General features: G+C 64.4%; 23 protein-coding genes. 5 read left to right on the top strand and 18 right to left on the bottom strand.

The features are described 5' to 3' along the window. Nucleotides 1-9: 9 nt before the first annotated feature. The 8 genes from HWX91_RS06235 to flgB form a co-directional block, all read right to left on the bottom strand. Nucleotides 10-1,170 carry a flagellar basal body P-ring protein FlgI gene (locus HWX91_RS06235; RefSeq protein WP_028198513.1) on the bottom strand — a complete coding sequence of 387 codons (1,161 nt, stop codon included), beginning with the start codon at nt 1,168-1,170 and terminating at the stop codon, nt 10-12. A gap of 2 nt (nt 1,171-1,172) precedes the next feature. Beyond that, a complete protein-coding gene (gene flgH, locus HWX91_RS06230) occupies nt 1,173-1,871 on the bottom strand; it encodes a flagellar basal body L-ring protein FlgH (protein ID WP_028198512.1) in 699 nt (232 codons plus the stop codon). Between the two features lie 118 nt (nt 1,872-1,989). Continuing rightward, complete coding sequence (gene flgG / locus HWX91_RS06225) at nt 1,990-2,778, bottom strand: flagellar basal-body rod protein FlgG (protein WP_028198511.1); 789 nt, start codon at nt 2,776-2,778, stop codon at nt 1,990-1,992. Nucleotides 2,779-2,819: 41 nt separating this feature from the next. Further along, nucleotides 2,820-3,578: a flagellar basal-body rod protein FlgF gene (gene flgF, locus HWX91_RS06220; RefSeq protein WP_028198510.1), complete on the bottom strand. Its 759-nt coding sequence runs from the start codon at nt 3,576-3,578 to the stop codon at nt 2,820-2,822. Nucleotides 3,579-3,597: 19 nt separating this feature from the next. Then, nucleotides 3,598-5,115 (bottom strand): flagellar hook protein FlgE, encoded by a 1,518-nt coding sequence (locus tag HWX91_RS06215; protein WP_028198509.1) that lies wholly within the window; start codon nt 5,113-5,115, stop codon nt 3,598-3,600. Nucleotides 5,116-5,158: 43 nt separating this feature from the next. Next, complete coding sequence (flgD, locus tag HWX91_RS06210; protein WP_244144013.1) at nt 5,159-5,839, bottom strand: flagellar hook assembly protein FlgD; 681 nt, start codon at nt 5,837-5,839, stop codon at nt 5,159-5,161. 67 nt (nt 5,840-5,906) lie between these two features. Beyond that, complete coding sequence (gene flgC / locus HWX91_RS06205; RefSeq protein WP_028198507.1) at nt 5,907-6,332, bottom strand: flagellar basal body rod protein FlgC; 426 nt, start codon at nt 6,330-6,332, stop codon at nt 5,907-5,909. A 170-nt stretch (nt 6,333-6,502) separates the two neighbouring features. Continuing rightward, nucleotides 6,503-6,997, bottom strand: a complete 495-nt coding sequence (gene flgB / locus HWX91_RS06200) for a flagellar basal body rod protein FlgB (protein WP_028198506.1) — start codon at nt 6,995-6,997, stop codon at nt 6,503-6,505. A gap of 217 nt (nt 6,998-7,214) precedes the next feature. On the opposite strand from flgB, the gene flgA reads away from it, so the two are divergent. The 5 genes from flgA to HWX91_RS06175 all read left to right on the top strand — a co-directional run bounded on the left by flgA (nt 7,215) and on the right by HWX91_RS06175 (nt 10,654). Next, nucleotides 7,215-8,675 (top strand): flagellar basal body P-ring formation chaperone FlgA, encoded by a 1,461-nt coding sequence (gene flgA / locus HWX91_RS06195; protein WP_028198505.1) that lies wholly within the window; start codon nt 7,215-7,217, stop codon nt 8,673-8,675. A 183-nt stretch (nt 8,676-8,858) separates the two neighbouring features. Next, nucleotides 8,859-9,215: a flagellar biosynthesis anti-sigma factor FlgM gene (gene flgM, locus HWX91_RS06190; RefSeq protein ID WP_028198504.1), complete on the top strand. Its 357-nt coding sequence runs from the start codon at nt 8,859-8,861 to the stop codon at nt 9,213-9,215. A gap of 94 nt (nt 9,216-9,309) precedes the next feature. Next, the gene (locus tag HWX91_RS06185) at nt 9,310-9,756 is read left to right on the top strand and encodes a flagella synthesis protein FlgN (RefSeq protein ID WP_028198503.1); all 447 of its coding nucleotides are present in this window, start codon (nt 9,310-9,312) and stop codon (nt 9,754-9,756) included. Between the two features lie 308 nt (nt 9,757-10,064). Continuing rightward, entirely contained in the window at nt 10,065-10,247 is a 183-nt protein-coding gene (locus tag HWX91_RS06180; protein WP_028198502.1) for a type II toxin-antitoxin system HicA family toxin, read from the top strand. After that, a complete protein-coding gene (locus tag HWX91_RS06175) occupies nt 10,244-10,654 on the top strand; it encodes a type II toxin-antitoxin system HicB family antitoxin (protein ID WP_028198501.1) in 411 nt (136 codons plus the stop codon). Before HWX91_RS06180 ends, HWX91_RS06175 begins: the two co-directional genes overlap by 4 nt. A 64-nt stretch (nt 10,655-10,718) precedes the next feature. Here HWX91_RS06175 and HWX91_RS06170 read toward each other — a convergent pair whose 3' ends face one another. From HWX91_RS06170 to HWX91_RS06125, 10 genes are all read right to left on the bottom strand, one after another. Then, entirely contained in the window at nt 10,719-11,459 is a 741-nt protein-coding gene (locus HWX91_RS06170; RefSeq protein ID WP_028198500.1) for an RNA polymerase sigma factor FliA, read from the bottom strand. A 28-nt stretch (nt 11,460-11,487) separates the two neighbouring features. Beyond that, the gene (locus HWX91_RS06165) at nt 11,488-12,357 is read right to left on the bottom strand and encodes a nucleotide-binding protein (RefSeq protein ID WP_028198499.1); all 870 of its coding nucleotides are present in this window, start codon (nt 12,355-12,357) and stop codon (nt 11,488-11,490) included. Beyond that, nucleotides 12,350-14,317, bottom strand: coding sequence for a flagellar biosynthesis GTPase FlhF (gene flhF, locus HWX91_RS06160; protein WP_028198498.1), 1,968 nt, complete (start codon nt 14,315-14,317; stop codon nt 12,350-12,352). Before flhF ends, HWX91_RS06165 begins: the two co-directional genes overlap by 8 nt. A gap of 366 nt (nt 14,318-14,683) precedes the next feature. Further along, entirely contained in the window at nt 14,684-16,786 is a 2,103-nt protein-coding gene (flhA, locus tag HWX91_RS06155) for a flagellar biosynthesis protein FlhA (RefSeq protein ID WP_028198497.1), read from the bottom strand. Then, nucleotides 16,783-17,994: a flagellar biosynthesis protein FlhB gene (gene flhB / locus HWX91_RS06150; RefSeq protein ID WP_028198496.1), complete on the bottom strand. Its 1,212-nt coding sequence runs from the start codon at nt 17,992-17,994 to the stop codon at nt 16,783-16,785. Before flhB ends, flhA begins: the two co-directional genes overlap by 4 nt. A 250-nt stretch (nt 17,995-18,244) precedes the next feature. After that, the gene (locus HWX91_RS06145; RefSeq protein WP_028198495.1) at nt 18,245-19,531 is read right to left on the bottom strand and encodes a DUF3443 domain-containing protein; all 1,287 of its coding nucleotides are present in this window, start codon (nt 19,529-19,531) and stop codon (nt 18,245-18,247) included. Nucleotides 19,532-19,546: 15 nt separating this feature from the next. After that, nucleotides 19,547-20,092, bottom strand: a complete 546-nt coding sequence (locus tag HWX91_RS06140; RefSeq protein WP_028198494.1) for a DUF2844 domain-containing protein — start codon at nt 20,090-20,092, stop codon at nt 19,547-19,549. 281 nt (nt 20,093-20,373) lie between these two features. Beyond that, nucleotides 20,374-21,084 carry a protein phosphatase CheZ gene (gene cheZ, locus HWX91_RS06135; RefSeq protein WP_028198493.1) on the bottom strand — a complete coding sequence of 237 codons (711 nt, stop codon included), beginning with the start codon at nt 21,082-21,084 and terminating at the stop codon, nt 20,374-20,376. Between the two features lies 1 nt (nt 21,085). Then, nucleotides 21,086-21,481, bottom strand: a complete 396-nt coding sequence (gene cheY / locus HWX91_RS06130) for a chemotaxis response regulator CheY (protein WP_028198492.1) — start codon at nt 21,479-21,481, stop codon at nt 21,086-21,088. 63 nt (nt 21,482-21,544) lie between these two features. Next, a complete protein-coding gene (locus HWX91_RS06125; RefSeq protein ID WP_028198491.1) occupies nt 21,545-22,633 on the bottom strand; it encodes a protein-glutamate methylesterase/protein-glutamine glutaminase in 1,089 nt (362 codons plus the stop codon).

Genomic DNA, 22,633 nt, shown 5'->3' with positions numbered 1-22,633 from the left:
GTGTCTTCCTTAGATGATTTCCAGGTCGGCGCGCAGAGCGCCCGCCGCTTTCATGGCCTGCAGGATCGACATCAGATCCGCGGGCGTCGCACCGAGCGCATTGAGCGCCTTCACCACTTCGGCCAGATTGGCGCCGGCGGTCACCATCTTCAGTGCGCCGTTGTCCTGCTTCATCTGAATCTGCGACTGCTTGGCCACTACCGTCTGGCCGTTCGAGAACGCGCCCGGCTGACTCACCACCGGCTGAGTATTGATCACCACCGACAGATTGCCGTGTGCCACCGCGCAGTTTTGCAGCGTGACCATCTGGTTCATCACGATCGAGCCGGTGCGCGCGTTCAGGATCACCTTCGCGGCGGCTTGCGCCGGCTTTACGTCGAGATTCTGCAATTGCGCCATGAAGGCGACCTGCTGTTCCGGATCGGACGGCGCGCGCAGCTGGATCGTGCGGCCGTCGAGCGCGGTGGCCGTGCCACTGCCGAACGCATTGTTCACGGCGGCCACGATGCGTTGCGTGGTGTCGTAGTCCATGTCGTTCAGGTCAAGCTGCATCGTGCCGGCCTGCGAGACCGAGGTCGGCACCGCGCGTTCGACAATCGCCCCGCCCGCAATGCGGCCCGCATTGAGCGTGTTGACCTGCACCTTGCTGCCGTTCGCGCTCGCGCCGGCGCCGCCGACCGCCAGATTGCCCTGGCCGAGCGCATACACCTGGCCGTCCGCGCCCTTCAGCGGCGTGAGCAGCAGCGTGCCGCCGCGCAGGCTCTTCGAATTGCCGAGTGACGACACCGTCACGTCGATGGCTTCGCCCGGACGCGCGAACGGGGGTAGCACCGCCGTGACCATCACCGCGGCGACGTTCTTCAACTGAATGTTCGACAGCGACGACTGCTGGTTGGTCGAACCCGCCGCCTGGTTGTTGATCGAGATGCCGAGATTCGCCAGCATGTTGGCGAGCGTTTGCGTCGTGAACGGCGTCTGGGTGGTCTGGTCGCCCGTGCCGTCCAGACCGACGACGAGGCCGTAGCCGATCAGCGGGTTGTCGCGTACGCCCTGAATCTGCACGAGGTCTTTCAGACGTTCGGCGTGGGCGGGCGTGGCGGCCGGCAGCGCGGCGCAAGCAAGCGCGACGAGAGCGAGGGCGCGGCCGAGGCGGGAAAAGACGGTACGCATGATCACCACGGCGACACGTTAAGGAAGAAGCGCTGCAACCAGCCCATGTTCTCGGCCTCGTTGAGATAGCCCTTCGCGGAATATTCGATCTTCGCGTCGGCCACCTGGGTCGAGTACACGGCGTTCAGGTTGGAAATCGTGTTCGGATTCACCACGCCGGAAAAGCGCACGAATTCATCGCCCTGATTGATCAGCATCTGCTTCTCGCCGCTCACCATCAGATTGCCGTTCGGCAGCACGCCGGTCACCGTCACGGTGATCGTGCCGTTGAACGTATTCGACGCATTGGCGCCGCCGGTTCCGTTGAACACGTTCGCCCCGGTGGCGCTCAGGTTGGTCTTGCCGAACAGTCCGCCGAGGAAGCCCGCGGTCGGCACGTTGAAGTTGGTGCTGCCCGAGCGATTCGCGTTGGCGCCCGACGACTTGGTCGCGTTGACGTTTTCCTGAATCACGATGGTCAGGATGTCGCCCACGTTGCGCGGCCGCTGGTCTTCGAACAACGGCCGGCCCGCATAGCCCGGGTTGTAGATCGAGCCCGGCGATTGAGCCTGCGGCGGCATCGGCGGCAGCGCAGTCATCGGCTGCTGCGTGATCGGCTGCTTCGGCACGAGGCCGCAGCCGCCCAGCGTCGCGAGCAGCGTGAGCTGCACGAGCGCCTGAGCGGTGCGCGAATGAACCGGATGACGAGTGAAGTGCGACATCTTGATTACTGCCTTTCGATAAAGCGCCGGGCCGTCCCAAATTTTCCTGGTCCCCGTTGAGGGGCCTGTCGCCAGGCGACAGGTTCGGAGGCGCTCTTGATTCCTGATCCCCTGAGCCTTAAACCTGCATCTGGCTGAGGGTCTGCAGCATCTGGTCGGAAGTTGTCACGGCCTTGCTGTTGATTTCGTAAGCGCGCTGTGTCTGGATCATGTTCACCAGTTCCTGCACCACATTCACGTTCGATGCTTCCACGTAACCCTGGCTGAGATTGCCCGCGCCGTTCAGGCCCGGTTGGGCGATGTTCGGCGCGCCCGACGAAGCCGTTTCCGCGAACAGGTTCTCACCCTTCGCATCGAGACCGGCCGGGTTGATGAAGGTGGCCAGTTGCATCGAGCCGAGCTGCTGGCTGTTGGTCGAGCCGGCCACGGTGATCGACACCACGCCGTCGCTGCCGATGGTCAGCGAGGTGGCGTTGCTCGGGATCGTGATGCCCGGAATCACCTGATAGCCGCTCGAAGTGACGAGCTGGCCCTGGGCGTTGGTCTGGAACGAGCCGTCACGCGTGTAGGCGGTCGTGCCGTCAGGCATCTGCACCTGGAAAAAGCCCTGGCCGTTGATGGCGATGTCTTTCGAGTTGCCGGTCTGCTGCAGGTTGCCCTGCGTGTACAGACGTTCGGTCGCGACCTGCTGCACACCCGTGCCGAGCTGGATGCCCGACGGCAATTCGGTGTTCTGCGTCGAGTTCGCGCCCGGCTGACGGATGGTCTGATACAGCAGATCCTCGAACACCGCGCGCGAGCCCTTGAAGCCATTGGTGCTGACGTTCGCGAGGTTGTTCGAAATCACGTCCATCTGCGCCTGTTGCGCATTCATGCCGGTAGCGGCGATATAGAGCGAGCGATTCATCATTCTTCTCCAAGGTGTCGGGGCAATCCCGGAACAACCCGTTAGCTAAAGCTGAGCAGCTGGTTGGCGGACTGATCGTTCTTGTCCGCGTTCTCCAGCAGCTTCGTCTGCATCTGGAACTGGCGCGCGTTGGTGATCATCGAGACCATCGCGGCAACCGGATTCACGTTGCTGCCTTCGAGCGACGCCGGCGCCAGCGTGACGGCCGGATCGGCGTCGGCGGCATTGCCGTCGGCGGTGCGAAACAGGCCGTCGTCGCCACGCGTCATGGTTTGCGGATCGGGATTCACCAGCTTCAGCTGATCGACCGTCACCACCGCGGTCGGCGGATCGCCGGGCGTCAGCGCGGACACCGTGCCGTCCTTGCCGATCGTGATCTCCGCCCCCGGCGGCACCGACACCGGGCCGCCGTTGCCGAGCACGACCTGGTTCATCGCGTTGACCAGTTGGCCGTTCTCGTCGACGTGCAGGTTGCCGGCGCGCGTGTAGGCCTCGCCGCCGTCGGCGGTTTGCACCGCCAGCCAGCCCGGCCCCTGAATCGCGACGTCGAGCGGATTGCCCGTCTGCTGGATCGGCCCCGGCGTATAGTCGGCGCCCGGCGTGGACGACAGCACGAAGGTGCGGGTGGTGTTGTCGTTGATCGAACTGCCGTCGCCGAACGCCATCGGCACGGCGCGGAAAGTTGCAAGCTGGGCGCGAAAGCCGGTGGTCGAGGCGTTCGCCAGGTTGTTGGCGACGATAGCCTGCTGCTCGAGCGCTTGCGTGCTGCCCGACATCGCGGTGTAGATCAGCCGATCCATGATGGGAGGTCCCGGTCGCTTACAGGTTGATCAGGGTCTGGTCGACGGTCTGCTGGGTCTTGATCGTCTGCGCGTTCGCCTGATAGTTGCGTTGCGCGGTGATCAGGTTCACCAGTTCGCTCGTCAGATCGACGTTCGAGTTTTCCACCGCGCCACCTTGCAGCACGCCGTGGTTGGTCGCGCCCGGCGCCGAAATCTGCGCGACACCCGATTGCGAGGTCTGCTGGAATTCGTTGTTGCCGAGGTTCACGAGACCGTTCTGGTTCGAGAAGTTCGCGAGCACGATCTGGCCGAGCGCAGCGGTCTGCTGGTTCGAGTAGTTGCCGGTCAGCGTGCCGTCGGCGCCGATCGTGAAGCTCGTCAGCGTGCCGGCTGCGTAGCCGTCGGGCTGCAGCGAGTTCACGCCGTCCTTGCCGCCGTACTGCGTCGTGCCGCCGATGTTCAGCGTCAGGTTTTGCGGCGTCGACGAACCGTCGGTGGTCGGGATGCTGAAGTTGAAAACGAACGGCGTGGTGGTGGCGACACCGGCCGCGTCGGTCGTGCCCAGCAGCGTGCCCGACGAGTTGAAGTTCGCGTGACCGACGAGGCTTGCGGTGCCGGTCGAGGTGCCTGCGTACACGTTCCACGTACCGGCCGCAGTCTTGGCGAAGTACATGTTGACCGTTTGCGAGCCGCCGAGCGAGTCGTAGACCGTCGTGCTGGTCGAGTAGTTGTAGGTCGACGAGCTGTTCTGGTTAAACGCCACGGCGGTCGGCGTGATCTTGTACGTGTCGCCGGTGGCCGGCGCGCCGTTGAACGTGATCGTCTGACCGTTGCCGAGCTGGATCGCCGTGCCAGCCGTATACGGCGTGGAGGCGGACGTTGTGCCGAGCGTCGTGTCCGTCACTTTGTAGGTCGGCGGAGTCGTCGTGGCGTCGAAAGCGACCGTATACGTGTCGTTGTTCGTGCCCGACGCGGTGTTCGTGATGGTCGCGCCCGGCGTGGTAAGCGTGCCCGTGCTGGTCACCGGCGTCACCGTCGGCGTACCCAGCATCAGCGGGTCCTGCGCATTCAGGTTCAAACCGGCGACGATCTTGGTCGTGGCTTGCGGCGCGATGTTCGCGGTCGGCACGCTGAGCGGCACGGTCTGCGCGGTGTTGATGATGCCCGCGCTGTTCGCGGCGTAGCCCATCAGCTGCAGGCCTTGCGCGTTGGTGATAAAGCCGTTCTTGTCGAGCTGGAACACGCCGTTGCGCGAGTACACCAGCGAGCCGTTGTTCGACAGCTGGAAGAAACCGTTGCCGTTGATCGCGACGTCGAGCGCCTGGTTCGTGCTGGTGATCGTGCCTTGCGAGAACTGCTGCTGCACTTCGGCCAGCTTGGTGCCGATACCGACCTGGTTGCCCACCGCGGTCGCCACCGAATTGGCGTACATGTCGGCGAATTGCGCCGCGCCGCTTTTGAAGCCAACCGTATTCGCGTTGGCGATATTGTTGCCGATCACGTCGAGGTCGCTCGACGACGCGGACAAACCACTCAAACCTTGTTGGTAACCCATGACGGTCTCCGTATCTGGAAAGTCGTAACTGACAGAATCTGAATCAGAGGATGGCGGCGACGCTGGTCAGCCCCACGGTCGTACCGTTCGACAGCACGAGGCCCGGCGTACCGCTGCTCTGCATGACGACGCTTTGCACCGTCGCGCCCGTGAGCGTCGTGGCCGTGGCCTGCTGACCGTTGATCGTGCCGACCGCGCTGATCGTGTAGCTGCCGTCGGGCAGCGTGTTGCCGGCCGAATCGGTCGGCGTCCAGCCCACCGGAATCGTGCCCGCGGACTGTTTGCCGAGGTCGATCGTGTTGACGATCTGGCCCGCCGAATTCTTCACGACCACCTGCAGATCGCTCACCGAGTTGGCGAGCTGCACGCCGAACGCACCGGCCTTGCCGCTTGCGACCGCCACCGAGCTGCCCGGCGCGAGCACGGTCGAGCCGATCAGCAGCGCGGCTTGCGATTGCTGGCCTGCCGACATCTGCGTGGCGAGCGAGGTAAGCGTCGTGTTCAACTGGCTGATGCCCGACACCGTGTTGATCTGGGCCAACTGCGACGTCATCTGCGAGCTGTCCATCGGATTGGTTGGATCCTGGTTCTTCAGCTGCGCGACGAGCAGTTGCAGGAAGGTGTTCTGCAGATCCGTGGCCGACGTGCCCGAGGTGCTGCCGGTCGAGCTGGTGGAACTGCTCGCGCTCTTGGTGCTGCCGCTCGCGCTGTTCGTGCCGTTCATCGTATCGAGCAGCGTTTGCGATACGGTCGGGCCGTTGTTGCCAATAGGGGTGGTCAAGGAACTCTCCTCAGGTGCCGATCGTGAGCGTTTTGAGCATCAACGTCTTGGCGGTGTTCAGGGTCTCGACGTTGGCCTGGTACGAGCGCGAGGCCGAGATCATGTTGACCATCTCCTGCACCGGGTCCACGTTGGGCAGCGTGACGTAACCGTCCGCATTGGCGGCCGGGTTGCCGGGGTCGTACGCGGTCTTCATCGGCGTCGGATCGTCGACCACGCCGGTGACCTGCACGCCGCCGATCTGCTGGCCGGAGGCCGTGCGCGAGCCGCCGATCGGGCTGACCGCGAACACGACCTGCTTGGCCTTGTACGGCTGGCCGTCCGGACCCGTCGTGCTGTCCGCGTTGGCGAGATTCGACGCCGTCACGTTGAGCCGCTGCGACTGCGCCGACATCGCGGAGCCCGCAACACCAAAAATGTTCATCAAAGATGGCATGTTCCCTTCCCTCTCCTATGTCGACCGGAGTTGGCGCTTTAGCGCTTATTCCGGTCCCATGCACCGCAGTTGCATGGGCCGACCCGGCCTCAAGTTAAATCCCGTAGCGATTGTTCGTGCGTACTGCGTTTTCTTTGTGCGGCATGGGCCGCTGTATTCGTAACCTGTTACTACGAGCCCGACGTGATCGCCGCGAGCATCGTTTTGATCTGGCTAGACAGCACCGTCATGCCCGATTCGAAGTGCAACGTGTTGTCCGCGAACTGCACCCGCTCCGTATCGATATCGACCGTGTTGCCGTCGAGCGCCGGTTGCGTCGGGATGCGGTATTGCAGATTGCCGTAGTCGTCGGGCGTGCCGCCGGTCGGCGTCAACGTCGCCTTACCGGACATGTGGCCCGGCGCGGTCGACACCATCGACATGCCGCTCGTCACGCCCGCGGGCTGCGTCATGGCGAGCGTCGAGTTGTTCGAAGCGGCCGTGCCCGTGCCGCCGCCCGCCTTCTTCAGCGCGCCGGCCAGCGACGAAGCGAAGTCGACATCGCGCGCCTTGTACCCGGGGGTATCGGCGTTGGCGATATTCGACGACAGCAGTTCCTGCCGGTAAGCGCGCACATCGAGCGCCTGACGGCCAAAGGCGAATTCGGCATCGAGTTTGTCCAGCATAGAAATCTCCGGAGAACGTTCCCGAGGCTTCCCGGGCTTGCCTCACATAAAACCTGCGTCGGCCGGGAAGACCTTTTTGCATGAGGTGCATCTTATGGGCCGAACGCAAGCGGCAATCGGACGAATAACCGGGAAAGGGGGCTTCTATTCAACGTTTGCGCAATGGGGGCGCTCACTAGAATGCAAGGCGTACCGATGCATTCGATGGAGAAACACGATGGACCAGCCCGCCTTCGACCTGACGCCCCACGCAAGCCGCGTGGCGGCGCATCGTGGAAGTGCGGGCGCGCTCCGGCGTGCTGCGCGTGGCGCATCCCGCGGCGCGTGCCGTCTGCTGGCTCGCGTTGCCGTGAACCTCGCGGTATGGGTTGCCGGCGGCATCGTGCTGCTGCCTGCCTCGACAAAGGCTCAACAGGCGCCGGACACCGGCGGCGCCATCGTGATTCCGGGCCCGGGCGAAAAGAATCCGGCCGCCCTCGCCGACCTGGCCGCGCAGATGCAGGCCGCACCCGCCAAACGCGCGGGCTCCGCGGCGACGCTCGCTGCCGCGACGGCACAGTCGCTGGCGCCGGGCTCGGTCGGGCGCAACACGGATCAGTTCACGCGAGCCGCCAACGCGAGCGGCTCGATCGTCATTCCGGGCGCGGACGAGCCGCCCGCCGCGCCGCAAATGATCCGCACCAGTTTCAAGCCCGACGCGAACGGCGTCGTCACGATTCCCCCGCCTGGAACCGCATCTGGAAACACTGCTGGACGCGCGCCCGCGCCTGGCAATAGCGCCAACGGTGCCGGTATCGAAAGCGCCATCGGCGGCAATGCGCCGGCGGCCGGTGGCTTCGACAGCCTGGCCTCGCGTGGCGAGCCGCCTCAGTTGGGTGCGAACGGCAAACTCATCGCGGCCACCACAGCCGCAGCCAAACCGGCACCGACAGCGGCGCCAATGCCGACACCGCCCGCTATCGTCGGCCGCTCGCAGTCGGTGCGCCAGGTGGCGCCGGCTGTTGCGCAACAGAATCTGCAACCCGCCGCCGTGGCGCAGGCCGCCCCGCTGCCTGGCCAACAGGATGCCGAGGCGATTCGCAGCGCCGCGCTCGCATTCCTGCAACAACAGTCCGCAGGCTTGCCCGGCAAGGTCGACATCACCGTCTCGCCGGCCTTCCCGCGCGGGCTCGCGGCCTGCACGACGCTCGAACCCTTCATGCCCAGCGGTGCGCGCCTGTGGGGCCGGATGACCGTGGGCGTGCGTTGCGCCGGTGAACGGCCGTGGACCATCTATCTGCAAGCGCGCATTTCGCTGCGCGCCACCTACTATCTGGCCGCCCGCGCGATGGCGCCGGGCGAAGTGTTCACGGCCGCCGACCTCGTCGCGCGTGACGGCGATCTGACCGGTCTGCCGCAGGCGATCGTCACGGACCCCTCGCAGGCGGTCGGTTCGGTGTCGCTCGTGCGGATCGCCGGCGGCATGCCCCTGCGCCGCGACATGATAAAAAGCGCGTCGGCGGTGTCCATCGGACAAACGGTGCGGGTCGTCGCGGCCGGCCAGGGTTTTGCGATTTCCGCCGAAGGCAGCGCGATGAACAACGCCTCGCCGGGCCAGCAGGTACGGGTGAAGACGGCTAACGGCCAGATCATCTCCGGCATCGTCAAGGATGGTTCGACGGTGGAGATTCAGCTATGAAGCCCTGCGCCAGCGAGAATTCTGGCGCGACGACCCGTGCGGCCGGCCCGGTGGCTACAACAGCCGCGGCAGCCGTGATGGGGCCGGATTATCTTGAAAGGAAAGGTAAAACCTGGAGCGATTGCGCTAAAGTTTTGATCAACGCTTGCCGTTATCAGAATCAAATCGTTCAGGAAGCCAATCGTGAAAGTCGATTCCACAACCAATTCGAATCTGCCGACGTTGAAAGACGCCCTGTCCCGCTCACAGCCGGGCGACGCGACGAACAGCGTGACCAGCAACGCGCAGAGTGCGAGCACGAGCTCGCCGACCACTACCAGCGGCTCGGGCGACGCCAGCGTCAGCCTGTCGGGTCTGTCGCAGCATCTGCGCAGCCTCGCCGCGTCCGGCTCGGCCGATATCGACACGGCGCACGTCGAGTCGATCAAGGCAGCCATCAAGGACGGCTCGCTGACGATCGATTCGAGCAAGATCGCCGACGGCGTGCTGAATACCGCACGCGAACTGTTGCAAAGCAAAACTTCGTCGACCGGCAACTAATCGACGCATCGAAGTATGGTGAATGGCCGGGCGGCATTCGACAAACCCGGCTCGCGAATCGTGCGCGAGCCGTCGTGTTCAGCGAGTTGTTGAGATGAAAGACGCCCTGCTTGCCACCCTCATCGAAGAATATTCGGCCGTCGAGGCATTCGCCTCGGTTCTGACGCTCGAGACGAAGGCATTGACCGCCTTGTCGCCGCTGGAATTACTGCCGCCGGTCATCGAGAAGAAAACCGAACTGATCGGCACGCTCGCCAAACTCGAAGCCACGCGCGACGGGCTGCTCGCTGACATGGGCTTTCCGGCCGGCTGGCCCGGCATGGAGCTCGCGGCCAGCGCGGATACGCGGATCGCCGAGCAATGGGCGCTGCTGCAGAAAGCCGCCGAGCGGGCGCGGCACTTCAATACGAACAACGGTGAGCTGATCCGCGTGCGCATGGACTACAACCAGCGCGCTCTGACGGCGCTGCAGGTGGCCGTGCCACAGAAAGTCGGTTTCTACGGCCCGGATGGACGGATTCCGGCGCAACCGGCGGTTTGAAAATCTGGCTATGCGGCGCGTTTCACGCGCTGACGCCATGGCGTAGATTGCCTTGAACAGAAGGGTTCGTCTTTGACGAGCCCTTTTTGCTTTCCCCTTCCGCCCAGGGCGCTTAGGCCCTTCTCCGACGCACGTTGGCCATCCGGCCAGGTCGCGCGCAATTCCCCGCCAGGTTGAAATCACGGATTCCCCCCACTGAGGTTCTCCGCCGTCGCTCACGGCTTTTCAACGCCACGTCGGGCGAGCAAAGCGGAACGTCAACCACTAGCGAGGTTGTGTAATCGTGTGTATAGTAAGAGGAGTGCATTATGAACAGCGCCGAAGTCGTCAAAGTCATTCAAGCGGATGGCTGGCGGTTGATCCGGATATCGGGCAGTCACCATCATTTTCGGCACGCGGTAAAAGCCGGTCTCGTGACCATCCCGCATCCGAAAAAAGATCTTCCGCCCGGCACATTGAACAGCATCCTGAAACAGGCGGGTCTGAAATGAAAAATCTGATTTTCCCGATCGCAATCGAACCTGGTGACACGCACCACGCGTTCGGCGTGATCGTCCCCGATATTCCGGGTTGTCATTCGGCGGGTAGTTCGCTGGAAGAAGCCTACGCGAACGCAAAAGAAGCAATCGAGGCGCATCTGGACACGCTGCTCGATGAAGGCCTGCCGATTCCCGAGCGGCTAACACTGGAGGAACATCGGCGCAATCCCGACTACGCCGGTTTCACCTGGGGATTTGTCACCACGCGCAATATTCCGGCGCTGAAGAAAGCCGTGCGCATCAATATCTCGCTGCCCGAGGCGCTGGTTCACGATATCGACGCTTACGCCCAGGCACGCGGCATGTCGCGCTCGGCGTTTCTCGCGCTGGCCGCCGAGCACGAGATGGCGGATGCGTAACTGAAGAGAAGAAACAGAACGGGAAGGCGGGCGTTGCACGCGCCGCCAGTCAACCATCGGGCCGTCAGGCGCCCGTCGCCTCGGCGTTCGCCCAGGCCATCTCACGCAGGCGCGTACGCAAACGCGCCACGGCCTGGCTGTGCAACTGGCACACCCGCGACTCGCTGACTTCCATCACCGCGCCAATCTCGCGCAGGTTCATGCCGCGCTCGTAGTACAGCGACATCAACAGCTTCTCGCGTTCCGGCAAGCGGTCGATCGCCTCGATCAGCGCCGAGCGCAGGCTGTCGTCCAGCAGCGCCGACAGCGGATCCGAATGATCGACGCAATAACGGTCGAGAAACGGTTCGTCGTCCGCGGAACGGTCGAAGTCCTCGTAATAGATGAGCTGACTGCCGTGCAGATCCTGGAGCATCGACTGATACTCGTCGAGCGGCATTTGCAGATGCTCGGCGATTTCCGTTTCGCTTGCCGAGCGCCCCAGATTCTGTTCGACCTTGTGCACGGCGGATTCGACTTCGCGCGACGTGCGCCGCAAGCTGCGCGGCAACCAGTCGTTGCTGCGCAATTCGTCGAGCATCGCGCCGCGAATCCGCTGGCTGGCATAGGTCTCGAACTGCGCGCCCTGGTCTTCCTTGTAGCGGCTCGCCGCATCCAGCAAGCCGATCATGCCGGCCTGGATCAGGTCGTCGAGATCGACGCTCGCCGGCATCTTGGCGACGAGCTGCAAGCCGAGGCGACGCACCAGCGGCGCGTACTTCGTCAGAACGTCGGCTTGGGAGATCTTTCCCTGAGCGTTATACATCGTGCTCCCCTTGTCCTTGTGCCGCCGCTCAGGCGTGCTGCGCGGACGGTTGGTCGGCGTGTTGCGCCGCTGTAACTGTCGCTGGCGCCATCCACGGCGCTTGCGACGACATCGCTGGCCGCATCGGCCAGTACTGCAGTTCGGCAGCGAGATGCCGGAAGTCGCGTGCGGCCGGTGTCGATGGAAATGCATCGACGACACACCGCGACAACTCCAGGGCTCGCGCCATCCGCGCATCGGCGGCAATACATCCGGCGTCTTCCAGCGCCACCGTCAGGTAGCGTCCAGCCACGCCGGCCAGGTTGACAAAGGCGGTATGCGCGTCGTCAACGCTCTGCACATGATTCACCAGCACGCGAAACTGCGCGGTGGCGTGTGCGTAGTGCAGACGTTTCATGCACGCATACGCGTCGGTGATCGCCTGCGCGGCCACCCGTGTCACGATCATCAGGTCATGCGCCTGCATTGCGAGCGGCGACAGATGACCGCGCTCGTCGAGCTCGGCGTCGATCAGCACAATGTCGGCGGATCCGCGCAACACGGCGCCCAACTGCGCGGCCGTGTGGCCCTCGCGGTTGTGACGCGAGGCGCTCAGCACCGAGAAGCCGAGCGCGTGCCGTGCGGTGGCTTCGTCGAGCGCCATCTCGCCGCGCATCACAGCCGCAAAATTCCCTGCGCCGCGCACGCCGCCGAGCATCGCGCTCACCGACTTGCCGCCGAGGCACTCGTCGATCACCAGCACGTCCTTGCCCTGTTGCGCGAGCGCTGCGGCGAGGTTCACCACGATCGTCGTGGAGCCCACGCCGGCCGATCCACCCGCCACTGAAATCACGCGCGAGCCGCTTCTCGCCAACAAACGCCGCAATCCTTCGGCTTGATCCGAAATGAATTTATCCAAAGCGGACCTCGTGCAATTCGGCGGTCGACCTTGCGGACAGCGCGGACAGCAGCGCCGGAATGTCGTCGTCATGCGGCACGAACGGCGAGTTGTCACGCGGAATGCAGAACGTGCTCTTGATCAGGAATTTCCTGGTCGCGACGTACAGGTTTTCCGGCACCTTCTGACCGGTCGACACGTAGTGCACCGGCAACTTGTAGCGAATCACCGTATCGAGCACGCCGCCCAGATTGGTGGCCTCGTCGAGCTTGGTCAAGATGCAGCCGGCGAGCGGCTGTTGATCGGGTGCGCGCTGATAGGCCTGCACCACCTCGTTCAAGGTATCGCCGTGGCTCGTTGCGTTGAGCAGCAGCAGACGCTGCACCGGCTGGCCGGCGCGGCATAGCATGGCGATCTGATCGGAGACGAGGCGGTCGCGCTGGCTCATGCCGATCGTGTCGATCAGCACGATGTGCTTGTTGCGCAATTCGGAGAGCGCGAGTTGCAGATCGGCGCCGTCTTTCACCGCATGAACCGAGACGCCGAGAATCTTGCCGAAAATGCGCAGTTGTTCGTGACCGCCGATCCGGTAGCTATCGGTGGTGAGCAGCGCCACCTTGCTTGCGCCGAAACGCATCACGCAGCGCGCGGCGAGCTTCGCGGTGGTCGTGGTCTTGCCCACGCCCGTCGGGCCCATCAGCGCGAACACACCGCCGCGCTCCATCAGCGCGTCTTCGTCTTCCATCACCGGCAGGTTCGATTCGAGCACCGAACGCACCCACTCCATGCCGCCTTCCATGTTGTCGACGTCGTCGGGCAGGTTGTCGACCATCATCTGCACGAGCTGCGCGGAGAAACCGGCGGCGAACAGGTGCTTGGTGAGCGCGGCGCGCGCCGGGCTGCGGCGCTGGCGGTCGCCCCACAACAGGCCGGCAAAGTGTTCTTCCATCATGCCGCGCATCGACGACAGTTCATGCATCACGGTGTCGTTGACGACCTGCTCCATGCGCGCCTTGATCGCTTCGGCGACCGAAGCCGGAGTGCGGGCGTCGTCACCCGTGGGCAGCGGCGGGGCAGCTTTCTGAGCGGCGCGGCGCGCGGCGAGCTGCTGCGCTTCGCGGGCCCATTCGGGCGTGTCCGTGACTTGCGGCATGGCCGGTTGTGCGCCCGGTTCGACGGCGGCGCCGAGGCCCTTGGCCATCGCGGCGGCCGGCGTCATCGCGGCGGGGCGCGCGCTGTAGGCACCTTGCTGCTGCTGTTCGGCCGCGATGCGGCGGGCGTGATCGATCAGCCAGGGATTCGATTCGGCCATCGTGCGCGGCGCGTCGGCGGCGGGTGCGGGGGGCACGCCGGCAGCTTTGAGCAGGTCCGCGCGGATGTCTTCGGTAAGGCGCGTCGCTGCGGCGCGGGCACTGGGTTGCTCGATGCTGATCGGTTGCGACGTCGATGCCGGCGCTGAAGCTGAGCCCGCAGCGGACGCGGCGAGCGCTGCTTTAGGCGCGTTCGGCAGCGAGGCCTTCGGCGCGGCGGGAGCGGCAGCCTTGGCAGCCGGGCCTGAAGCGCTAGCGGCATGCGAAACATTCGGCGTCATGTTCTCGGTGCCCGCTTCCGGGCTTGCGCCAAACACTGACGAAAACACATCGGGCATACCGCTCGCATACGGATTGGCGCGCGGCGCGGCGAGCGCGGCTTGCTGTCCAGTCGTTGCAGCCGTCGCGTTCGTCGCAGCCGTCGCGTTCGTCGCAGCCGTCGCGTTCGTCGCAGCCGTCGCGTTCGTCGGCATGGCCAGCGCTGCGCCCGCGCTGCCGCGCGGCGCCTTCGGTGTGATGGCGGCGAGGTCGCTGTCGGCTAGCGCGACGATCTCGACGCTGCCGTCGTCCATCGTGCGGTTCGACAGAACGACGGCATCCGGGCCCAACGCTTCGCGCACGAGACGCAGAGCATCGCGACTGGTAGCACCGACAAATTTACGAATGTTCAAGCTGGACCCCCGATGAGGTAAACGGACTTACGGACTAACGGACCGGCAACATACCGCTTCCCATTGAGATCATTATTGCGAAACCTGTCGAGCGACGATCGGTGGATAAAGACCGTTAAAGGTGGGCAATTCGGGCGATGGAAACGCGCCGCGAGGCACGCGCGAGGCGGTTTGAAACAGGCGCCAGAGCCGCGTCCAGCGGTGTTTTCGCGGACGCAGCATGACCTCCGCCAGACGCTTGCGGCACGCAAAGTCAGACGCTGAAATGAAAACCGGCGCTCCAAGGAGCGCCGGCGGGAAATCATGGGTCTGGAACAACTTCGGCTAACGGCCGGGAATCATCGTGCAAGTCTGGCCACGCGGGACTTAACCGTGCGCCCCGATCAGATTCACCACCTTGATGTTGCGCGTATCCGGCACTTCCGCGTAAGAGAGCACCTTCAACTGCGGCAGGCTGCGGCGCAGGAAGCGCGCGAGCATGGGTCGCAAGGCATGCTGCACCAGCAGCACCGGCGCGAGCCCCAGATTCTGCTGCCGCGTCATGGCCTTCTGCGTTTCAGTGAGCAGCGTATGCGCGAGACCCGGTTCGAGGCCCGGATTGGCGCCCGTGGAAAGCGCCTGAGACAATACCCGCTCCAGATTCGAATCGAGGCCCATCACCTGCATGTCGCCCACGCCCGGGAACCATTGCTGGGTGATCGCGCGGCCCAGTGCGAGGCGCACGGCGGCGGTGAGATCGTGCGCGTCGGTGATCTTCGGCGTGTGTTCGGACAGGGCTTCGAGAATCGTGCGCATGTCGCGGATCGGCACACCTTCTTCCAGCAGGTTTTGCAGCACCTTTTGCAAGGTGGTGAGCGGCAGCGACTTCGGCACCAGATCGTCGACCAGCGACGGCGTGTCCTTCTGCATCCGCTCCAGCAGCGCCTGCACTTCGCGGCGGCCAAGCAGTTCGGACGCGTGCGTGACCACCAGGTGATTCAGGTGCGTGGCCACCACGGTGCTCGAATCGACCACCGTGTAGCCGTACACCTGCGCCTGTTCGCGCAGATTCGTATCGATCCAGATCGCCGGCAGCCCGAATGCCGGATCCTGCGTCGGCGTGCCCGGCAGCGCGGCTGACACCTGCCCCGGATTGATCGCCAGCCACTGCCCGGGATACGCCTCGCCGACGCCCACCTCGACGCCCTTGAGCGCGATCCGGTAGCCATTCGGCCGCAATTCGAGGTTGTCGCGGATATGGATCACCGGCGGCAGGAAGCCGATCTCCTGCGCGAACTTCTTGCGAATGCTCTTGATCCGTTTGAGCAGTTCGCCATCCGAGTTCTTGTCGACGAGTGGAATCAGCCGGTAGCCCACTTCGAGACCGAGCGTATCGATCATCGTGACGTCGTCCCAGCTGGCTTCGGTGTTTTCCGTCGGCGCCATCGCGGCCGGTGCGACGTCGACGAGCGCCGCGCTGGTCTTGCGTGCCTCGCTGCGCTTCTTCATCGTGCGGCCGAGTTGAATCAGACCGCCGCCGAGAACCAGGAACGCGAAGTGCGGCATGTTCGGAATCAGGCCCATCAGCACCAGAATGCAGCCGGTGATGATCAGCACGCGCGGATTCGTGAAGAGCTGGCCGGTCAGTTGCGTGCCGATGTCTTCGTTGGTCGCGACGCGCGAGACGATCACGCCGGCGGCCGTCGAAATCACCAGCGACGGGATCTGGGCAACGAGCCCGTCGCCGATCGTCAGCAGCGTGTAGTTCTTGCCCGCCGCCGCGAAGTCCATGTTGTGCTGGACCATGCCAACGATCAGTCCGCCGACGATGTTGATCAGCATGATCAGCAAACCGGCGATCGCATCGCCACGCACGAACTTGCTCGCGCCGTCCATCGAGCCGTAGAACTCGGCCTCCTGCGAGACCTCCGCGCGGCGCTTCCTCGCCTGCTCTTCATTGATGAGGCCGGCGTTCAGATCGGCGTCGATCGCCATCTGCTTGCCGGGCATCGCGTCGAGCGTGAAGCGCGCGGACACTTCCGCGATCCGCCCGGCACCCTTGGTGATCACCATGAAGTTGATGACCATCAAGATGACAAAGACGACGATACCGACCGCGAAGTTGCCGCCCACGAGGAAGTGGCCGAACGACTCGATCACCTGGCCCGCCGCGTCCGGCCCGGTATGGCCTTCGAGCAGCACGACGCGCGTGGACGCGACGTTCAGCGACAGGCGCAGCAAGGTCGAGAACAGCAGCACGCTTGGGAAAGCGGCAAAGTCGAGCGGTTTCATCGTGTACATGCTGACGAGCAGCACCATCACGGAAAGCGCGATATTGAAGGTGAACAGCAGATCCAGCAGAAACGGCGGCAGCGGCAGAATCATCATGCCGAGGATCATGCAGATCAGCACCGGCCCGGCGAGGGCGCGCAAATTGGTGCTGCTCAAGGCATCGGGCCGTCGGGACAGGAATCCGGCGCGAGCGTTCATGCGGAGGCTCCTGAAGCGTTGTCGTTAGCGGGGTTGAGCGTGTCGGCGGCTTCCTGCGCGGCTTCATCGTCCGGCACGCCGCCTTTGTCGAGGTCCGCGGGCACGTCGAAATCGGTCGGTGCGACCGGCGCGACGCCGCCCTCGGTGTTGAAGCGCCGCAACTGATACACCCAGGCGAGCACTTCGGCGACCGCGCCATATAGCGGGCCGGGAATTTCGCGGTTCAGCTCGACGTTGTGATACAGCGCACGCGCGAGCGGCGGCGCTTCCAGCAGCGGCACGTTGTTCTCGGCTGCGATTTCGCGAATCCGCGCGGCCACCAGATTGACGCCCTTGGCGACCACCTTCGGCGCGCGCATCTCGCCGTCGGTGTATTGCAGCGCGACCGCGAAGTGCGTCGGGTTGGTGACCACCACGTCGGCCTTCGGCACGTTGGTCATCATGCGGCGGCGGGCAATCGCGCGCTGCTGCTGGCGAATCCGGCCTTTCACATGCGGATCGCCTTCGCTTTCGCGGTGTTCGCGCTTCACTTCTTCCTTCGTCATGCGCAATTTCTTGTGGAACTGCCAGAGTTGATACGGCACATCGAGCGCGGCCACGACGAACATGCCGGCCACCGTCATGCCGCAGCACACCGCGATCAGATGCACGGTGTTGGCGAGCGCCAGTTGTATCGGCTGATTCGCCAGCGCGAGAATTTCCTCGCGGCGGACCCAGATCGCCGAGCCGCCGATGCCGCCCACCACGAGCGTCTTCGCGAGCGACATGCCAAGCTGGATCGGCCCGTTGATGGAGAACATCTTGCCGAAGCCTTCAATCGGATTGAGCCGGTTGAACTTGGGCTCGAGTCCTTTCGAAGAAAACTGCCAGCCGCCCAGCGCCATCGGCGCAAGCAAGGCCGCCGCGCCCGTGAAGGCCAGAATCGGCAGCAGCGCGTACAGGCCTTCGCGACTCGCCACGCCCGCGCCGATCATCATGCGGCGGGTTTCGAACACCGTGGCATGGTCGAACGTGAAGGACGAACGCAGCATGGCCTGCAAATGCTCGCCGATGTGGCTGGACATACCCCATGCGCCGAAAAATCCCGCTGCCAGCAGCGCAAACGTCGACAGCTCCCGCGAACGCACGATCTGCCCTTCCTCGCGCGCCTTCTGCAGGCGCCGGGGAGTGGCTGATTCGGTTTTTTCGAGGTCGCTATCCTCTGCCACAAACGCTCTCCAGTCGGCTGAGGCACGGCGCCTCTTTCCAGTGAGAGCGATTATTCCCGCTCGACGCAAGCGCTGATCGGCGGATAAAGCTGGAGAAAGGGGGGTATTTCGGGGGATGGAGCGCCCGGCGGCGTTTGCTGGCGGGACTGTGGCGATTGCGCCCCGACAACGGAGCGTGCCAGGGTCAAGCGGGCACCCGCGCTATCGCGCGCGGGTGCCCACCCGGTTCCATAAAGCTTGCGCCTACGGCCTAGAAGCCGACGTAAGGTGCTTGACCGCCGGTCGCCGTCAAGTCGAAGCCGTAGTACATGTGGCGGCCATAAAAGAACGGCAAGCCGAGATCGAAGCTGCTGCTGCCGCCGATCTGCCCGCCCAGATCGTTGAACGCGTAGTTGCTGCTGTTACCGAACAGCGTGGCCGCGTTCAGGATGCCGATGCTGACGCTGGCGGTCGTGCTGTTCTGACCGGACAGCGTGATCGAGCGGGTTTGCGCGGCCGACGGGCAATAGAACCCGGCGTAATTACTGGGGCACTGGGCGATCGAGCTATCGGAGAAGAAGTACGCGTTCGAGCCCGAATCGAAGAACGCCTGCACGGTCGTCCCGTTATAGACGCTGTTATTCAGGTCGCCATAGCCGTCGGTGGCGAAGGTCTGCGAGGCGGCCAGCGCATTGTTCGACTGCGTGCCGATCCCGAATACCAGCGTGCCGGTGGCGGAGGGTGCACCGGTGTTCGACACCGGCGGCATCTGCACGATCACGCCGTTGTTGTCGCCGGTGAAGTTGGCGACAGGATTGGCGACCTGCTGGAGGAGCGGCACTGCGGTACGGGCACAGGATGTGCCGCCAGGACATGCAAAGTAATTGCTGTAAGTGGACGCCGTTGCCGCGTTCGCGCAGGTGGGGCCGCAATCATAAAGCGCCGTCCCTATGCCGAGAATGCCGTTGGCGCCAAGATCGCTGGCCGTGCTTTCCGCCGAGCCGCTGCCGCAACCCTTTGCCGGCACCGTACTGGCGGCCATGTCGCCGATGATCTGTATCGGGATGGCCCTGCCCGTCGTCTCGCCGCCGATCTGCACGGTCGCCGTGCGCACGGTGCCCCACGTGTAGCCGTCGGCAAACGTCGCGCATTCGGCAATTTGCGCGCCGCTGCTCAGGGTGCTGATCGGCAACGCCGAAGTATTCAGCGCCGAGCTGACCACGCGCAGCCCAAACGAACCCGTATCGACCTGGATGTTGTTGATGGTCTGACAATTGGTTGTCGTGCCTGGCGGACAAATGGTCACGCTAACTGTCGGAATATTGATGACGCCGTTCACCCCTCGCGCGACCGTGATCGGCACGGTATTCGCGGCATTCGCGGCGATCGGCTGCTGGGTCGGGCTGGGCGGCAGCGAGCCGCCGTTCAGCGCATCCGACGAATTGTTGCTGGAGCTCGAGCCGCCACCGCCGCAGGCGACCAGCACCGACACCAACGCCACGGCCACAACGGCCTGCATCCAGCCCTTGAGCTTCACAGCACTTTGCATGGTTCGCATCGTTTGTCCCCGCCCTTACTGGATGTCGGAACCGCTGACGCCGGCAGGCAACGCCTGCGGCAACCAGGCCTGACCGTTGAACGCGCCCATATGGCCGCCGGAGCGAACCACGAGGCTGCTCTGGTTGACCGCAACGGGGCCGTGACCGCCTCCGCGCGCCGCGCGCACGGCCTGAACGCCGGTGACATATTGGGGGAAGTAACTGCCGAGCAGATCGTTGAGATCCGGCATTTGCGGACCGCGCCACGCGATGCCGAACACCGAGCCGTCGGCGGCAAGATATTCGCGCACGACCGTGCCGTTGCCCAACGTGGTTTCACGCACCGTGTAGGACGCGGAAGCCGAGGTGGAAGAGGCCGCGCTGGACGCGGAACGCATCACGCTTTGGGCTCCCGCCGCCGAACTGGCGGCGGGCTGCACGGTGCGGGAAGACACCGACGCATCCGCTGGAGGCGTCATCGGGGCGCCGCCCAGTGCCGCATGGGCGGACTGCACGGCTGACAGCGAACAGGGTAAAGCTAGCGCGATAACAAATCCGGCGCGACGTACACGACTCCACATGACAAGGCTCCTCCCGAGCTGCTGGGGCTCGGTGCGCACCTCGTGCGAACCGGCCGCATGTATGCAGATCATACGGCACCGCTGCGGCCGCACTCAGAAGTCATGCCTCATCGTGCCGCCGACCGGTGACTGCATCTCACCGGAAAGCCGTGCCGCTGCTTGAGTCCGTAGTATGCCTGTGGTTTGTGTCGGTAGACAGCAAGCGCACGCGGGAGCGCGGCTTGCCGCCAATACCGGGCCGCGATCCCGCGGTTGGCCGCGCACCCTCGCGGGCGCGCCGCTCAGAAGCCGAGACTTGCCAGCAGATCGTCGACCTGCGACTGGTCCTGCATCACATCCGTCTTGCCTTCCGGATTGATCTGGGGACCGTTCAGCAGATGTTCGGGGCTGCCGGTGGACGACGGTTCGGCCGCGAGAGCCGCCGCGTTCGCCGCGAACTGCTCGCGCCGCTCGAGCGCGATGTTCTCGACCAGCACGCCGAGCAGTTGCTGCTCGATCAGGTAGACGACATCCGTGATCTTCTTGATGACCTGGCCGGTCAGATCCTGGAAGTCCTGTGCCAGCATGATCTCCATCAGCTGCGCGTTGGTCGCGCCCGTCGCTTCAGGCACGCCGCGCAGAAAGGTGCGCGTGTCGTTCATCAACGCGCGCACTTCCTCGCGTTCGATCGGCGCCGCATACCATTGCTCCCAGCGCGCGTCGAGCTCGCCCGCGTCCTGCTGCAATTGCGTCTGGATCGGCTTGGCGATTTCGATCGAAGACAGCACGCGCTCGGCGGCCTGCTCCGTCATGTTCGCGATGTACTTCAGGCGATCGCGGGCGTCGGGCACGGCTTCCGCCGCACGCTCGACATGTTTGTCGAGCCCGAGCTCGCGCATCGAGTCACGCAGCGTGCGCGTCAGTTGTCCGATACGGGCGAGGATGCGATCGGACGCGAAGTCACCGCTCTCGTTGACCGCATCAGCGCTTTGCGCGTTGGTCGGCAGATTCACATCAGCTCCCGGCTTTTGCCATCTTCTCGAGAATCTTGTTGAGCTTCTCGTCGAGCGTCGCGGCCGTGAACGGCTTGACGACATAACCGCTCGCGCCGGCCTGAGCCGCCGCGATGATGTTTTCCTTCTTCGACTCGGCCGTCACCATCAGCACCGGCAGGTGCGTGAGGTTGGCGTCGGCGCGGATTTCCTTGAGCATGGCCAGACCGTCGAGGTTCGGCATGTTCCAGTCGGAGATCACGAACTCGTAGGTGCCGCTGCGCAAACGCGCGAGACCGGCCTGACCGTCTTCCGCTTCATCGACGTTCGAGTAGCCGAGCTCTTTGAGCAGGTTGCGAACAATCCGGCGCATTGTCGGAAAGTCGTCAACCACCAGAATCTTCATTCCCTTATCCATTTCATTCCCTTTGCTTGATCCTTGATGCGGCGCATGACCGCCTGTTCATTCCATACGCGCGCATCATACCCGCTGTACGCGATCACCCATCGACGACAAACGCGCCATCACCCGGCGGCTCATCTCCGGCAGCGACGCGATTTCGTCCGCCGCGCCGAGCGCAATGGCTTCGCGTGGCATACCGAACACGATGCAGCTCGCTTCGTCCTGCGCAAGGGTATACGCCCCCGCTTTTTTCATGTCCAGCAGCCCGGCGGCGCCATCTCGCCCCATCCCGGTCAGAATCACGCCGACCGCGTTCTTGCCCGCGTGCTGCGCGGCCGAACGGAACAACACGTCGACTGACGGCCGATGCCGGTTCACCGGCGGCTCGTCCGACAGGTGCGCAATATAGTTCGCGCCGCTGCGGGCCAGCAACAGGTGAGCGTGGCCGGGCGCGATATACGCATGTCCCGGCAGTACGCGTTCGCCGTGCTCTGCCTCTTTAACGGTAATCCGGCACAAACCATTAAGGCGTTGCGCAAAAGATTTCGTAAAACCCGGCGGCATATGCTGCGCGATCAGCACCGCGGGCGCATCCGGCGGCAGCGGCACCAGCACTTCGCGGATCGCTTCTGTGCCCCCCGTCGACGCGCCGACGATGATCAGCTTCTCGGTACTGAGCAGCGGATTGTTGAAGAGCGGCGCGGCGACGGCAGGCGCATGCGCGGCTTGCGTGGCCGCGTGCTGCACCGGCGCGGCCTGGCGCACACGCGCGCGGGCCGCGGCGCGAATCTTGTCGGCAAGTTTTTCCGAATAGTCGAGCATGCCGTCGCGAATGCCGACCTTCGGCTTGGTGACGAAGTCGACCGCGCCCAGCTCCAGCGCGCGCAGCGTGATTTCATTGCCGCGCTCGGTCAGCGACGACACCATCACGACCGGCATCGGCCGCAGGCGCATCAGCTTCTCGAGGAAGTCGAGACCGTCCATGCGCGGCATTTCGACGTCGAGCGTCAGCACGTCCGGATTGTGTTGCTTGATGAGCTCGCGCGCGACCAGCGGGTCGGGTGCGGTCGCCACGACAGTCATGTCCGGCTGGCCACTGATGATTTCCGTCATCAGGCTGCGAATCAGCGCCGAATCGTCGACGCACAGTACTTTGATCTTTTGCAC

Origin of the sequence: Paraburkholderia fungorum (assembly GCF_902833645.1) — a bacterium.
Lineage (GTDB): Bacteria > Pseudomonadota > Gammaproteobacteria > Burkholderiales > Burkholderiaceae > Paraburkholderia > Paraburkholderia fungorum.
The sequence above is the reverse complement of the archived record's forward strand: the minus strand, read 5'-3'. Positions and strand labels throughout refer to the sequence as shown.